14 protein-coding genes and 1 tRNA gene are annotated in these 14,470 nt (G+C 66.9%); 10 read left to right on the top strand and 5 right to left on the bottom strand.

The window, feature by feature from the left end; genetic code table 11:
- Positions 1-6: 6 nt before the first annotated feature.
- The 4 genes from ACZ1I2_RS02945 (at position 7) to ACZ1I2_RS02930 (ending at position 3,846) form a co-directional block, all read left to right on the top strand.
- Positions 7-345: a c-type cytochrome gene (locus ACZ1I2_RS02945; protein WP_465175200.1), complete on the top strand. Its 339-nt coding sequence runs from the start codon at positions 7-9 to the stop codon at positions 343-345.
- A 56-nt stretch (positions 346-401) separates the two neighbouring features.
- Positions 402-1,412: an SMP-30/gluconolactonase/LRE family protein gene (locus ACZ1I2_RS02940; RefSeq protein WP_465175201.1), complete on the top strand. Its 1,011-nt coding sequence runs from the start codon at positions 402-404 to the stop codon at positions 1,410-1,412.
- Positions 1,413-1,521: 109 nt separating this feature from the next.
- Positions 1,522-2,931: an alpha/beta hydrolase family protein gene (locus ACZ1I2_RS02935; protein WP_465175202.1), complete on the top strand. Its 1,410-nt coding sequence runs from the start codon at positions 1,522-1,524 to the stop codon at positions 2,929-2,931.
- Between the two features lie 159 nt (positions 2,932-3,090).
- On the top strand, positions 3,091-3,846 hold the full coding sequence (locus tag ACZ1I2_RS02930) for a GntR family transcriptional regulator (RefSeq protein WP_465171100.1): 756 nt from the start codon (positions 3,091-3,093) through the stop codon (positions 3,844-3,846).
- 65 nt (positions 3,847-3,911) lie between these two features.
- Here the strand turns inward: ACZ1I2_RS02930 and ACZ1I2_RS02925 are convergent, their stop codons facing one another.
- Both ACZ1I2_RS02925 and ACZ1I2_RS02920 read right to left on the bottom strand, forming a co-directional pair.
- Positions 3,912-4,505: an outer membrane protein gene (locus tag ACZ1I2_RS02925; RefSeq protein ID WP_465175203.1), complete on the bottom strand. Its 594-nt coding sequence runs from the start codon at positions 4,503-4,505 to the stop codon at positions 3,912-3,914.
- A 286-nt stretch (positions 4,506-4,791) separates the two neighbouring features.
- A tRNA-Gln gene (locus tag ACZ1I2_RS02920) sits at positions 4,792-4,865 on the bottom strand.
- 159 nt (positions 4,866-5,024) lie between these two features.
- Between ACZ1I2_RS02920 and ACZ1I2_RS02915 the strand changes: the two genes are divergently transcribed.
- Both ACZ1I2_RS02915 and ACZ1I2_RS02910 read left to right on the top strand, forming a co-directional pair.
- On the top strand, positions 5,025-6,080 hold the full coding sequence (locus ACZ1I2_RS02915; RefSeq protein WP_465171102.1) for a Ppx/GppA phosphatase family protein: 1,056 nt from the start codon (positions 5,025-5,027) through the stop codon (positions 6,078-6,080).
- Complete coding sequence (locus ACZ1I2_RS02910) at positions 6,077-6,760, top strand: RlmE family RNA methyltransferase (RefSeq protein ID WP_465171103.1); 684 nt, start codon at positions 6,077-6,079, stop codon at positions 6,758-6,760. The genes ACZ1I2_RS02915 and ACZ1I2_RS02910 overlap by 4 nt, the downstream gene beginning before the upstream one ends.
- Before the next feature lie 178 nt (positions 6,761-6,938).
- On the opposite strand, the gene rpoZ is transcribed toward ACZ1I2_RS02910, so the two are convergent.
- Positions 6,939-7,283: a DNA-directed RNA polymerase subunit omega gene (gene rpoZ, locus ACZ1I2_RS02905; RefSeq protein WP_272624204.1), complete on the bottom strand. Its 345-nt coding sequence runs from the start codon at positions 7,281-7,283 to the stop codon at positions 6,939-6,941.
- A gap of 115 nt (positions 7,284-7,398) precedes the next feature.
- On the opposite strand from rpoZ, the gene ACZ1I2_RS02900 reads away from it, so the two are divergent.
- Complete coding sequence (locus tag ACZ1I2_RS02900) at positions 7,399-8,577, top strand: phospholipase D-like domain-containing protein (protein ID WP_465175204.1); 1,179 nt, start codon at positions 7,399-7,401, stop codon at positions 8,575-8,577.
- A gap of 3 nt (positions 8,578-8,580) precedes the next feature.
- Here the strand turns inward: ACZ1I2_RS02900 and ACZ1I2_RS02895 are convergent, their stop codons facing one another.
- The gene (locus tag ACZ1I2_RS02895; protein WP_465171105.1) at positions 8,581-9,195 is read right to left on the bottom strand and encodes a class I SAM-dependent methyltransferase; all 615 of its coding nucleotides are present in this window, start codon (positions 9,193-9,195) and stop codon (positions 8,581-8,583) included.
- A gap of 137 nt (positions 9,196-9,332) precedes the next feature.
- On the opposite strand from ACZ1I2_RS02895, the gene ACZ1I2_RS02890 reads away from it, so the two are divergent.
- Complete coding sequence (locus tag ACZ1I2_RS02890) at positions 9,333-9,656, top strand: antibiotic biosynthesis monooxygenase family protein (protein ID WP_465171106.1); 324 nt, start codon at positions 9,333-9,335, stop codon at positions 9,654-9,656.
- Positions 9,657-9,700: 44 nt separating this feature from the next.
- Positions 9,701-11,005 carry an MFS transporter gene (locus ACZ1I2_RS02885; RefSeq protein ID WP_465177193.1) on the top strand — a complete coding sequence of 435 codons (1,305 nt, stop codon included), beginning with the start codon at positions 9,701-9,703 and terminating at the stop codon, positions 11,003-11,005.
- On the opposite strand, the gene ACZ1I2_RS02880 is transcribed toward ACZ1I2_RS02885, so the two are convergent.
- Complete coding sequence (locus tag ACZ1I2_RS02880) at positions 10,934-13,228, bottom strand: CDC48 family AAA ATPase (RefSeq protein ID WP_465171107.1); 2,295 nt, start codon at positions 13,226-13,228, stop codon at positions 10,934-10,936. The two genes, ACZ1I2_RS02885 and ACZ1I2_RS02880, sit on opposite strands and share 72 nt — an antisense overlap.
- Before the next feature lie 334 nt (positions 13,229-13,562).
- Between ACZ1I2_RS02880 and ACZ1I2_RS02875 the strand changes: the two genes are divergently transcribed.
- Positions 13,563-14,453, top strand: coding sequence for a LysR substrate-binding domain-containing protein (locus tag ACZ1I2_RS02875; RefSeq protein ID WP_465171108.1), 891 nt, complete (start codon positions 13,563-13,565; stop codon positions 14,451-14,453).
- The last annotated feature ends 17 nt before the right edge of the window (positions 14,454-14,470 follow it).

Raw genomic sequence — 14,470 nt, 5'->3', positions numbered from 1 at the left:
GTCGAGATGTCTGTACGCAAGATAGCGTTGAGTGTGATGGGCCTGGCCTTTGCGGTCGTGGCGACTCGTGGACTGGAGGCGCAGAGCGCGCCGCCGGCGCCGGCGGCGGCGAGCACCGCCCCGGCGCCGCCGCCCGGCCCGGCGCTGGTCGTGATCAACGAACGCTGCAGCACCTGCCATTCGACCGCGAGCGTGTTCAACCAGCGCCGCAGCGCCGATGACTGGGCAGCGACGGTGCAGCTGATGGTCGATCGCGGCGCCGATCTGACGCCCGACGATATGACCATGGTGATCGGTTATCTCGCGACGAATTTCGGCCCCGAACCGGCCAAGCCCGCGAAGTGAGACTTGCGGCCGGGTTTTCCCGGCCGAACGAGAATAACCCTGGAGGGGATAAAGCGATGAAGTCCGTGCTGAAATACGCCCTTGTCATGAGTGCCGGGATCGCGGCGATCAGCGCGTCCGCGCAGACGCCGCCCGCCGCACCCGAGTCCGAGGTGGTGCGGGCCGACCCCGCGCTCGACGCCCTGATTGCGCCCGATGCGCAGATCGAAAAGGTCGCGACCGGCTTCAAGTTCGTCGAAGGCCCGATGTGGCGTGAAGGGCGGCTGTGGTTCTCCGATGTCGGCGGCGAGGAAATCCGCGCGGTCACGCCCGACGGCAAGGTCGAGCTGCTGGTCGATCATGCCGGCGGTTATCCCAACCCGAAGCCGGGCAAGACGCTCGGGCCGAACGCGATGGCCACCGACAAGGACGGCACGATCGTCTATGCCCAGCAGGGCGGCCGCAACCTGTCGCGGCTTGACGCCAAGCTTGCGATCAAGCCGTTTCTCAGCACCTATGACGGCAAGAAGATCAACAGCCCGAACGATCTGGTCTTTGCCAAGGACGGCGCGCTGTGGTTCACCGATCCGCCCTTCGGCCCGATGAACATGGAGCCGTCGCCGCCGCTCGAGCAGCCCTTCGCCGCGGTCTATCGTTATGCCAACGGCAAGCTGACCCCGATGGTCACCGACCTGAAGCTGCCCAACGGCCTCGCTTTCTCGAACGACGGCAAGACCTTCTACGTCAACAGCTATGGGCCGGAGATGTTCACCCGCGCCTATGACGTGGGCAATGACGGCGCGCTGTCCAACCCGCGCGTGCTGTTCACCTATGATCGCAGCATGGGCCGGGGCGGCCCGGACGGGCTGAAGACCGATGCCGCCGGCAATGTCTGGAGCACTGGCCCGGGCGGCATTCGAATCATCTCGCCGCAGGGCAAGCTGCTCGGCCAGATCAAGCTGCCCGAAGTCGCCGCCAACCTCGCCTGGGGCGGGGCCGACGGCAAGGATCTCTATTTCACCGGCTCGACCAGCATCTACCGTCTCCGGACGAAGGTTGCCGGCTCACCGCCGCTGTACAAGCGCTGAGCCACCCGGCGCTCACCCTACCCCTCCCGTCGCTCCCGAGCGCGGGACACCTGGCGGGGCGTCGCTTCGGCGCCGCCCCGCCTTTTTATCACTGGCCCAGGAGAAGATCGTGAAGGGAAGGCTTTCCGTTGCAGCGCTCCTGCTGATCTCCACCGCGCTGGCGGCCCCATCGATCCGCGCCGCGCAGACGCCACCCGCGCCGGCGGCCCCGCCGGCCGATCCGGAGCGCGATCGCATCACGGCCGAATCCGCGACGGAACGGACCCGCGAGATGCACCTGCTGGGAATAACCGCGCTGACCCCGACCGTCTCGGCGCGCGATCCGAGCAAGCCCGATTTCGCCAATTTCGATGAGACCCGGGCCAATCCCTTTCCCAACCTCCCCGATCCCCTGACCAGCAATGCCGGGGTCAAGCTGACCAGGGCATCACAATGGCCCGCCCACCGTGCCGAGATTGCCGAGCTGTTCGACCGCGAGGTCTATGGCCGGGTGCCGGCCAATGTGCCGATGGTGACCTGGCGTGTCGCCGAAACCGTGGAGGAGACGATCGGCGCGACCGCTGTCGTCACCCGGAAGCTGGTCGGCCATGTCGACAACGCGGCGGCGCCCGGCATCACCGTCGATATCCTGATGAACCTGTCGACGCCGGCATCCGCCCGGGGCAAGCGCGTGCCGGTCGTGATGTCGTTCGGCTCGGTCAATCCGCGCCCGCGGCCACCGGGCGCGCCGGCGCTGCCGCCGGGACCCGATTACCGCGAGCAATTGCTGGCGAAGAATTGGGGTTTCGCGACGCTCGACACCAATAGCGTGCAGGCCGACAATGCGGCGGGCCTGACGCAAGGCATTATCGGCCTGGTCAACAAGGGGCAGCCGCGCAGCCTGGAGGATTGGGGCGTGCTGCGCGCCTGGGCCTGGGGCGCGAGCCGGGGGCTCGATTATCTCGCGACCGACAGGCAGGTGGATGCGAAGAAGGTCGCGATCTTCGGTCATTCGCGTGGCGGCAAGGCAGCGCTCGTCGCGCTCGCGTACGACCAGCGCTTCGCCACCGGCTTCATTTCCTCCTCCGGCGCGGGCGGTGCCGCGCTCTATCGCCGCAATTTCGGCGAGGGCATTCCCAATCTGGCGGCGGTCAGTGAATTTCACTGGTTCGCGGGCAATTTCCTCAAATTCGCGGCCATCGGCCACAATGCCAGCGAGATGTCGGTCGACAGCCACGAGCTTATCGCGATGGTCGCGCCCCGGCCGCTGTTTATCGGCGGCGGCGCGTTGATCATGACGCCACTCTCCGCGGTGCCCGGTGATGGCTGGGTCGATGCGCGTGGCATGTTCATGGCCTCGGCGGCGGCCAGCCCGGTCTGGACGCTGCTTGGCAGGAAGGGGCTGCAGACCGCAACGTTCCCGCCGATCCTCACCTATCTCGGCACGGGCGATATCGGATACCGCCAGCACACCGAAGGCCACACCCCCAACCCCAACTGGCCCTATTTCATCCAGTTCGCCGGCAAATACTGGAAATAGGCTGGTAGCGCGGGCGCTGATGACGCCTGGGCTGGCCTGCGGGGACGGGGCGATAGGCCCATTGTTACCCTATGCACCGCGATCGTCCTTTCCCGCGGTGATCCGATATCCTATAGGTGTTGCATAGACGCCACGGCGCCGTTGCAGTTCGAGACCTAGATGGACACCACCGACTCCCCCCTTGCCTTCCCCGCCGGCTATCGCTCGCCGCGGCCAGCCCCGGTGCCGACCCTGGTCGCCTGGGCGCACGAGCATCTCCTGTCGATGCTGGTGTCGATGGAGATCGCGCCGGGCACACGCATCGGGATCGACGCCGTCGCGCGCAAGCTCGGCATCTCGCAGACCCCGATCCGCGAGGCGCTGAGCCGGCTCGAGGCCGAGAAGCTCGTCATCAAGGTCCCCAATGTCGGCTATCATGCGAGCGCGCAGATGACGCCCGCCGAGGTCAGCGACCTTTATGTGCTGCGCCAGCTGATCGAACCCTATGCCGCCGCGCGCGCCGCCGAATCGATGAACGACGACATGCTGCGCCAGCTGTCGGCGATGGAAGAGGAGATGGACCGGATCCAGGCGGAAACCGGCGTCGCTTATGCCCGCTTCGCCGAGGCGGATGCGATGCTGCACAGCCTGGTCGCGACCGGCAGCGGCAACCATCTGATCGCCGAGACGATCGAGAGGCTGCACATGCACCTCCACATCTTCCGCTTCCTGTTCAACACCAATGCGCCCCAGGAAGCAGCGCAGGAGCATGCCGAGATCATCCACGCGCTGCTCGCGCGCGATCCGGCGGCGGCCGAGACGGCGATGCGGGTCCATCTGGAGCGTTCGCGCATCCGCATGGAAGAAGCGTCGGCGCGCATGGCGGGTCGCGTCCCGTCAGAGCCGCGCAGCGGCGGGCCGCGCCGCGAACTATAGTCCGAGTTGCGTTGACCCATTGGGACGAACCAGCGGGAGGACGTGCCTCCCGCTGGTCGTGAGGCCTATTTGAAGCGGATACCCACGCCTGCCATCAGGCGCTGGCGCGACGTATGATCGTTATATTGCGAATAGACATATTGCACGTTCACATAGGCGGGCACCCGGCCTTCAGTGACCGTGTACTCCACGCCCCCGCCGACCTGATAGCCGTCAGTCCGGAAATGGTCATAAAAGGAGCCGCCACCCGGCCCCGCGGTGAAGCGCTTGCGCTGTTCATTGCTGACATAGCCGCCCTTGGCGAATACCAGCGCGCGCGGTGTTACAAGAACGCCCGCCCGAACCGCGGCACCCCATTCCTCGAAGGATTTGTGGCAGGTTGATCCGTTGCTTGCGGAGGTGCAGTTCTCCGTCCAGTCATTGGCGCGCCAGTAGCTGCCCTCCGGGCCGATCACGATCCTGTCACCGATCACACCGTCGAAGCCGACCGTGCCGCCATAACCGAGCTTGTCGTTATGGACGCCCTGGGACTGGAAGCGGTCCCCGCCAATATTTCCCTCGATGCGAATGCCGCGAAAGGATGTGGGATTGTCCTGAGCGGAAGCGCCGCCGGAAATCAACGCGGCCGACGCGGCCGCGATAAACAATATGGTACGCATGTTTACTGTCCTCGTGTTAAGGCGAGGCGTTAACCGTCTGAACTGCAATATGATCCCGCCACGAGCACGGTCTTCGTCAGACTGTGTCCTCAGGGCCACACCGCTGGGAGATGACGACAACTGATCAAATATGGGTCGGTGACCGGCTCGACACGGACGTGCCTCGGCTGCCGGCAAGGATTTCCGACCAACGCAGCCAAGTGCGATCCGGTGGCGCCGTTCGTTGGCGGTCCGGCGACTAACATGCTGAGAGCTGATGGCTCCCCACATGCTCAAGGTGGGGAAATGGATGCCCCGTGAGGATTCGAACCTCAATAGACGGAGTCAGAGTCCGTAGTCTTACCATTAGACGACGGGGCAACGCGGCCCGCGATCTAGGGGGCCGCGCCGGGGCTGTCAACCGACCGCAGGTGTGCTGCTTGCCGCATGGCATTGCCTGCGCTACGCTTTCCCCAAGCACCGAACGGCGGCCCCCCGGGGCCGACGCGACGGCAGAACATAAAAGCGAGTACACACGGCATGGGGGATCAATCGCCCAAGATGCCGTACCGGCAGGACAGACCTGCCCGTTCGGCGCCAACTCCCGGAAAGAATCCCGGGGCGGGACGCGCGCGTTGGCCGGAGGCGCGTCACTTCGCCGCGCTCGACCTCGGCACCAATAATTGCCGGCTGCTGATCGCACGGCCTCAGGGCGATGGATTCGCCGTGGTCGACGCCTTTTCGCGAATCGTCCGGCTGGGCGAAGGTGTCGCGGCGACGGGTCGCCTGAGCGACGCCGCGATCGACCGCACCCTCGCCGCGCTGAAGGTCTGTGCCGACAAGCTGAAGCGCCGCAACGTCGCCCTGTCGCGCTCCGTTGCGACCGAGGCGTGCCGGCGGGCGAGCAACGGCCCCGATTTCATCGCCCGCGCCTATGCCGAAACCGGCATTCATCTCGACGTCATTTCCGCCGAGGAGGAAGCCCGGCTTGCCGTGCTCGGCTGCCATGCGCTGATCGAGCCCGGCGAGGACCCCGCACTGGTGTTCGACATCGGCGGCGGATCGACCGAGCTGGTGCTGGTCGACACGCGGCCCAAGGTCCCGGTGGTGCTCGACTGGCACAGCGCGCCCTGGGGCGTCGTCTCGCTCACCGAGAGCGCGGGCGGCGGGACCGGCCCTGACGGCCTGGCCGCAGCCTATGCGCGGATGCGCGGACTCGTCGCCGACAGCTTCGCCGGTTTCGCCGCCCGCCTGCCGACCGGGATGGAGCGGCCGCGGTTGCTCGGCACCAGCGGCACGGTCACCACCCTGGCCAGCGTCCATCTCGGCCTGTCGCATTATGACCGCTCGGCGGTCGACGGGCTGATCGTGCCGGCCGCCTCGATGCGCAGGATCAGCAGCGACCTGTCGCGGATGAGCCTTGCCCAACGCGCCACCATGCCCTGTATCGGCAATGAGCGGGCTGATCTGGTCGTGGCCGGCTGTGCGATCCTCGAGACGATTCTGGATCTCTGGCCGGCCGAACGGCTCGGCGTCGCCGATCGCGGTATCCGCGAAGGCATATTGCGCCGGCTGATCGGTGGGAAAGCCTTATGAGCAAGGATGGTGGCGGGCTTCGGGTCCGGGTCAAGACGGCGCGGCGGCGGACGCCGCAATCGACGCGCTGGCTCGATCGCCAGCTCAACGATCCCTATGTGAAGCGCGCCAAGGCCGAGGGCTATCGCAGCCGCGCCGCCTACAAGCTGATCGAGCTGGACGAGCGATTCGGTTTCCTGCGCGGGGTGAGGCGGGTGGTCGATCTCGGCATCGCGCCCGGCGGCTGGAGCCAGGTGGTGCGGCGGCGCTCGCCCAAGACGGCGATCGTCGGCATCGACCTGCTGCCGGTCGACCCGATCGACGACGTCACGATCTTCCAGATGGACTTCATGGACGATGCCGCGCCGGACAAGCTCACCGAGGCGCTGGGCGGCGCCCCAGACCTGGTGCTGTCGGACATGGCGGCCAATACGGTCGGCCATCCGCAGACCGACGCGCTCCGCACCATGGCGCTGGTCGAGGCGGCGCTGGCCTTTGCGGTCGATGTGCTCGAGCCGGGCGGGGTGTTCGTCGGCAAGGTGTTCGCCGGCGGCGCCGACGCCTCGCTGGTCGCGGAGCTGAAGCGCAATTTCAAGACGGTGAAGCACGCCAAGCCGCCCGCGAGCCGCAAGGGCTCGTCCGAATGGTATGTCGTGGCGCAAGGGTTCAAGGGGCGGCGGGAAACGGTATCCGAGGAATAGCCGTCATGCCGGACTTGTTCCGGCATCCATTCCTCCTCTCGCGCTGGCACCGGTGCGGCGCGATGGCCCCAGAAAAGTCCTGGGTGACGGTTGGCGTGGCTGGCCGACGTCGCCAATGAAAACAAAAAGCCCGCGGATCGCTCCGCGGGCTTTTTGGTATTCGTCGGACTCGAAGGGCTCAGCCCTCGTAGTCGCCGCCCAGATTCTGGTTGCGCGGCGGCGCGGCGGCGGTGAGGCGCAGCGCCTCGGCCGAAGCGGCGAGCGAGCCGATCTCGTCGGGCGTGTCCTCGTCATCGACCTGGACGCGCTGCAGGCCGGAAACGACTGCCTCTTCCAGGTGATTCGGGCGCACCGTCTCCTCGGCGATCTCGCGCAGCGCGACGACCGGGTTCTTGTCGCGATCGCGGTCGATCGTCAGGTCGGCACCGCCGGAAATCTGCCGGGCACGCTGCGCCGCGAACAGCACCAGATCGAACCGGTTGGGAATCTTGTCGACGCAATCCTCGACAGTGACGCGCGCCATGAACGGCTTCCTTCGCAAACAACGATAGAATGAAGACCGGCGATCTAGGGCGCAACCTGCCAGGAGTCAAGGAATCCGGCTTGCCCCCGTCGCTCCGCGCGGCCACATCAGCGGGATGACCGAACCCGCCGTCCAGCCGAGCTTCACCGTCGACGGCAACCAGCTGACCATGCTCGATACCGGGCCGCGCCGGCTCGATGCGTTGATCGACCTGATCGCGGGCGCCGAGCGCACCCTGCGCATCATCTATTACATCTATGTCGACGACGCGGCGGGCACCCGGGTGCGCCAGGCCATGCTCGACGCGGCGGCCCGCGGGGTGACGGTGTCGCTCGTGGTCGATGGCCTGGGCAGCGAACATGCCGAGCAGCATCATTTCTTCGAGCCGCTGCGCGATGCCGGAGTCGATGTCTGCCGCTTCGTGCCGCGCTGGGGCCGACGCTATCTGCTGCGCAACCACCAGAAGCTGGCGCTGGCCGACGAGGCCCGCGCGATCATCGGCGGCTTCAACGTCGAGGACAGTTATTTCGGCACGCCCGCCGAACAGGCGTGGCGCGACCTGGGGCTGCTGGTGGTCGGCCCCGCGGCCCGGCATATCGCCGGCTATTTCGACGCGCTGTCGCGCTGGTCGAAGCAACCTCGGGCGCCGCTCCGCTCGCTGCGTCGCGCGCTCGGCACCTGGAGCGAGCCCGAGGGCGGGACGCGCTGGCTGTTCGGCGGCCCGACACGGCGCCTGTCCCCCTGGGCGCGCGCGGTGAAGCGGGACCTGGAAGGTGCCCAGGCGATCGACATCATCGCCGGCTATTTCGCGCCCAGCGCCGGCATGCTGAAACGGCTCGACCGGGCGGGCATGCGCGGCAGGGTGCGCATTGTGCTACCGTCGAAGAACGATCATGGCGCGGCGATCTGGGCGTCGCGCTTCACTTATGCCGGGCTGCTCCGGAAACGGGTCGAGATCTACGAATATCAGCCGACCAAGCTGCATACCAAGCTCTTCGTCATCGACGACGTGGTCTATATCGGCTCGGCCAATTACGACATCCGCAGCCTGTTCCTGAACCTGGAGATGATGCTGCGGATCGACGACAAGGCCTTTGCCGCGCATGTGCGCGCCTATGTCGACGGCGAGGTCGACCAGTCCGAGCGGATCACCGCCGCCCTGTACAAGGCACGCACCACCTGGTGGGTGCGTCTGAAACAGGCAGCCGCCTTCTTCGTGATGACCGTGCTCGACTATAATGTGACGAAGGGGCTCAATTTCGGGCCGCGCAAGCGGCTCGCGAAAAGGCCCTGACCCCTATTCCTTCCACGCCCAGTAAAGCTGGGCGGGCGGTACGTTCCACCACTCCATGTCGTGGTCGATTTTCGGAAGATAGGGTTCGATGAAATCGCGGCACTTGGGCGAGAATTGATAGACCAGAAAGGCGCCGCCCGGGCGCAGCACATCGGCCGTCGCCTGGCCGATCGCGTCGCCGACGCCGGCGGGCAGGGTCGAGAAGGGCAGGCCCGACAGGACATAATCGGCATGGTCGAAGCCATGGTCCTCGACGATCTGGCGCACGTCTGCCGCAGACCCGCCGACCGCGAGGAACCGCGGATCGGTGATCTCGTGGCGCAGATAGCGGATGAAGTCGGGGTTGGTGTCGATCGCGATATAGGTCGCGTCCGACGCGAGCCGCTCCAGGATATGCGGGCAGAAAGTGCCGACACCCGGCCCATATTCGACGAACAGCTTCGTGTTCTGCCAGTCCACCGGACCCAGCATCTTGCGGATCAGCTTGCCCGAGGAGGGAACGATCGATCCGACCATGACCGGATGTTTCATGAACCCTTTCAGGAACATGGCCCAGGGTGAGGACACTCCGGCGGCGGCCCGGCGCTGGCGCCGCGCTGCAGTGGTGGAAACGGTCACTGGCGATCCTTGTTTTGATGAGTCACGAGCATCTGTCGCAATAGTGTAACGAACATTCAAGTCTTAGGGTCCGCCGCAAAGGCCATGGGCGTCCCGTTCAGGGTTGCGCGCCGCCGCGAAGCGCCTAAGCGAGGCGCATGCGCGACGACCGGACCGGCCAGATCGTGGTGATCTTCCTCTCGCGGCGCACCGCCGTCGACGATGCCGGCTATGCCGCCGCCGCCGAGGCGATGGAGTCGCTGGCAAGGACCCAGCCCGGTTATCGCGGAATCGAAAGCACGCGCGGGCCCGACGGGTTTGGCATCACGCTCAGCTTCTGGGCCGACGAGGCCAGCGCGCTCGCCTGGCGCGACCATCCCGAGCACAAGGCGATCCGCGACGGCGGGCGCGAGCGCTGGTATGAAAGCTACGACGTCATCGTCTGCGCGGCACAGCGCTCCTATGGCTGGATCAAAGGGTGAAGGCACCCGGGGTCAATCGCGATTTCGCGCTCCTGTTCCTGGTGATGCTCACCATCGCGGCGGGCAACACCGCGCTGCAATCGATCCTGCCCGCGCTCGGCCGCTCGCTGAAAGTGCCCGACAGCGCGGTCGCCGCCGCCTTTTCGGTGTCGGCCCTGCTCTGGGTGATCGCCGCGCCTTATTGGGCCAATCGCTCCGACCGGCATGGCCGGCGGGCGATGATCCTGCTCGGCATCGGGGGTTTCTGCGTCTCGCTGCTGTTGTGCGGCCTGTTCCTCGCCGCCGGAATCAATGGCTGGATCAGCGGCACCGCCGCCTTTATCTGCTTCATCGGCGGCCGGCTGATCTACGGGACCTTCGGCGCCGCGGCGCCCCCGGCGGTCCAGGCGCTGGTCGCCGGGCGCACCAGCCGCGAGGAGCGCACGCGCGCGCTGACTCTGCTCGGGTCGGCGTTCGGGCTGGGCACGATCCTGGGGCCGGCGATCGCCCCGTTCCTCATCCTCGGCAGCATCGGCGCGGTCGAGATCGGGCTGTCGGGCCCGGCCTTCCTCTTCGCGCTGTTCGCCGCCTTCATCTATATCGCGGTGGTCAAGCGGCTGCCCAATGACCGGACGCCGCAGCCCGGCACGCACGGCGCCGCCAACGCCTATCCCTCGATCGGCGGGCAGAGCAGCGGCGCCAGCATCACCGCCGCGATCGAGCCGCACAGCGAGCGCGTCGGCTATTTCGACCCGCGCGTCCGTGCGTGGATGATCGCCGGGCTGGTGATGGGCCATGCCCAGGCGATGACCAGCCAGGCGATCGGCTTCCTCGTCATCGACCGGCTCCAGCTCGCGCCGACCGACGCGCTCCAGCCGACCGGCATCGTACTGATGATGGGCGCGGGGGCAGCATTGCTGGTCCAATGGGGCATCATCCCGCTGCTCGACATGAAGCCGCGGCAATTGATGCTGGTCGGCCTGGTCATCGGCGCTGCCGGCTGCGCGCTGACCGGTCTCGCGACGTCGCTCTACGGCATCGCCACGGCCTATGCGCTGGCCTCGATCGGTTTCGGCTTCACCCGCCCCGGCTTCACCGCCGGCGCATCGCTTGCCGTCGGGCATGCGGCGCAGGGCTCAGTCGCCGGCAAGGTCACCTCGATCAACGGCGCGTCCTTCGTGCTCGGGCCATCGATCGGAGTCGGGCTGTACGAGGCGCGGCACGCGCTGCCTTATCTGACAGCGGGTGCCGCGCTCGTCCTTCTGCTCGGCTATTGCTGGTTCGCGCTGCGCGAACCGTCAGTCGCTGCCCTTCGGCCCATGCGGACGAAGCTGTCCGGGGGTGATGAAGCCGATCGGCTGGATGGCTGAGGCTTCCTGCTTCAGCCGCGCCGCCATCTGCTCATATTCGCGCTCCATGTCCGGCGTCACCGAGGCGCGCGAATCCTGCAGCGCTTCCTCGAAATGCGCCATCGTCACTTCGGCGGCCGACAAGGACTGGCGCAGCGCGATCAGACCCGCGCGGCGCACCAGGTCCTCCAGGTCGGCGCCGGTGAAGCGCTCGGTGCGGCTGGCCATCTCGTCGAGATCGACGTCCGGCGCGAGCGGCATCTTGCCGGTCTGGATCGCCAGGATACGGCGGCGACCGGCCTTGTCCGGCACGCCGACATAGACCAGCTCGTCGAACCGGCCCGGGCGCAGCAGCGCCGGGTCGATCAGGTTCGGCCGGTTGGTCGCGCCGATCACCACGACGGACTGAAGCTCCTCCAGTCCGTCCATCTCGGACAGGATCGTGTTGACCACGCGCTCGGTCACCTGTGGCTCGCCCAGGCCACCGCCCCGTGCGGGAACCAGCGAATCGAGCTCGTCGATGAAGATCACGCAGGGCGCCACCTGCCGGGCGCGGGCGAACAGCCGGGCGATCTGCTGCTCGGATTCGCCATACCATTTGCTCAGCAGGTCGGACGATTTGGTGGCGATGAAATTCGCCTCCGCCTCGCGCGCGACGGCCTTGGCCAGCAGGGTCTTGCCGGTCCCCGGCGGGCCATAGAGCAGGAAACCCTTGGCTGGTCGGATGCCGAGTCGGCGGAAGGCGTCCGGGTCCTTGAGCGGCAGCTCGACGCCTTCCTTCAGGCGCGCCTGCGCCTTGTCGAGCCCGCCGACATCCTCCCAGCGGACGCGCGGCGCCTCGACCATCACTTCGCGCATCGCGCTCGGCTGGACGCGCTTCAGCGCATCGAGGAAATCCTCGCGCGTCACGGCGAGCGTGTCGAGCACTTCGGGCGGGATGGTGCCCTCGGCGAGGTTGAGGCGCGGCATGATCTTGCGCACCGCTTCGATCGCCGCTTCGCGGGCGAGCGCGGCGAGATCGGCACCGACGAACCCATAGGTGGTCCGCGCCAGCTCGTTGAGGTCGACCTTGTCGCCCAGCGGCATGCCGCGGGTGTGGATGCCGAGAATCTCGCGCCGTCCGCGCTCGTCCGGCACGCCCACCACGATCTCGCGGTCGAACCGACCGGGGCGCCGGAGCGCTTCGTCGATCGCCTCGGGGCGATTGGTCGCGGCGATGACGACGACATTGGCGCGCGCCTCCAGCCCGTCCATCAGGGTCAGCAGCTGCGCGACGAGGCGCTTTTCCGCTTCGCCCGACACCTGGCCGCGTTTCGGCGCGATCGAATCGATCTCGTCGATGAACACGATCGAGGGCGCGTTCTTCGCCGCTTCCTCGAACACCTGGCGCAGCTTGCCCTCGGATTCGCCGTACGCCGACCCCATGATCTCGGGGCCGTTGATCAGGAAGAATTCGGCGGCGCTTTCATTGGCGACGGCCCGCGCGAGGCGGGTCTTGCCGGTACCGGGCGGCCCATGCAGCAGCACGCCCTTGGGCGGATCGACGCCCAGGCGCTGGAACAGCTCGGGATAGCGCAAGGGCAGCTCGACCATCTCGCGCAGCTGGTCGATCGTCGGGCCCATGCCGCCGATATCGTCATAGGTGACGTCGGCGCGGCGCGCCTCTTTGGGCTCCTCATATTCGGGCCGCAGCTCGATCTCGGTATTCTCGTCGACATGGACGACACCCTTGGGCGTCGTGCCGATCACCGCGAGACGAATCTCCTGCAGCGCATAGGCGGGCGCGCGAAGGAATTGCTGCACGCCCGGCGGCATATTGTCGACGCGCTGCTGCCCGGCGGTCGCGACGACATCGCCCTGAGTCAGCGGGCGACCGAAAAACGTCCGTTTCAGCGCGTTGGACGATCCCTCGAGCCGCAGATTCTGCTGCGCCGGCGCGAACACCACGCGCGTCGCCGGCTTGGACTCGACCTTGCGCACCTCGACGAAATCACCCGAGCCGGCACCGGCATTGGCGCGCTGCAGGCCGTCGATGCGGATGATCTCGAGCCCTTCGTCCTCGGCATAGGGCGCGACGGCGCGCGCCGGCGTGGTCGACTTGCCGACGATCTCGATCACATCGCCTTCGCCGATGCCCAGCGCCGCCATCAGCGCGCGCGGCATATGCGCCAGGCCGCGACCGCTGTCTTCGGGCCTGGCATTGGCAACCTGCAATTTCCGAACCGGCGCTTCGCCATCGGCCATATGGTATCCCCTCGAGAAACTCGACGCTGAGCGCGCGAGATAGGATCGTTGTTCCGCAGATACGAGGGGAGCATTGCCTGCTTCGGATAAGCCACTGGAAGCAGACAAAAAAAGGGCCGACCCCAAAGGGCCGGCCTTGAAAGTTTTAGGAGAGGATGCCTGAAAGGCCTGCTCTATATGCGGCGCAGCGGTTTATGCTGCAAGTGCGAAAAGAGTCGGTGCAATTGCGTTTGGTGCAATCGGGGCTGGCAATTACACGAGGGACGATGGTAGATTTGGAACGCAGGGTATATGACGCGGCGCACAATGCGGCCGTAAAGGGAGCGTTTTTATCATGCGCAGATTGCCGCCGCTGACCGCGATCGAGGCGTTCGTGCAGGTCGCGCGCCTCGGCTCGATCAAGGCCGCATCGCAGGAACTCGCTCTGTCCCCGCCCGCGCTCAGCCGCCGGATCCAGGCGCTCGAGCGCTTCATCGGCAAACCCTTGTTCGATCGCCGGCATCAGGCTGTCGTGCTCAATGCCGATGGCGAACGCCTGCTGGCGCAAATCGCGCCGGCGCTCGACAGCCTGTCCGACGCGGTCGAGGTGATGACCAGCGGCACCGACGTGCTACGCCTGCGGCTCGGCATCCTGCCGCTGTTCGCGTCGCAGCGGCTGTTCCCCCGGCTCGCCGAATTGCGCGCCAAGCATCCCGAGCTCCATCTCGACATCGATACGGCGGCGCATGGCCTTGCCAGGCTGGGCGACGGGCTCGACGCGGTGATCGCCCTGGCGCGGGAGATCGACCCGGCACTTTACGGCAAGCGGCTGGATCGCAATTCGGTCTATGTCATCGGCGCGCGCGACCTGGTCGAGCGGGCCGATCCCATCACCCGGCCGAAACAGCTGGCCGGGCTCACCGCGCTGGTCCACCGCGACATGCCCGACACCTTCACCGCCTGGCGCCGCGCCGCGGGGCTTGACGATCTCGAACCGCTGGCGATCGACCATTTCGATTCGGGCGCGCTGATGCTCGAAGCGGCAGCGCAGGGACTCGGCATCGCTTTCATGCACGAAAGCCATTTCGAGGACGCGCATGACGACCGGCTGGTCAAGCTGTTCGATATCGAGGTGGAGAGCCCGTACAGCTACTGGTTCGCCTGCCGGCCCCGCGCCCTCGCGCAGCGCCCGGTGCGCCTGTTCCACGACTGGCTGATCGAAACGATCGGCGATCCGGGCGTGTGAGAAAAGCCCCTCCCGGG

This window comes from Sphingomonas sp. BL-S-29 (assembly GCF_055521495.1).
Note: the sequence above shows the minus strand (reverse complement) of the source record. Positions and strands in the feature narration are given on the sequence as shown.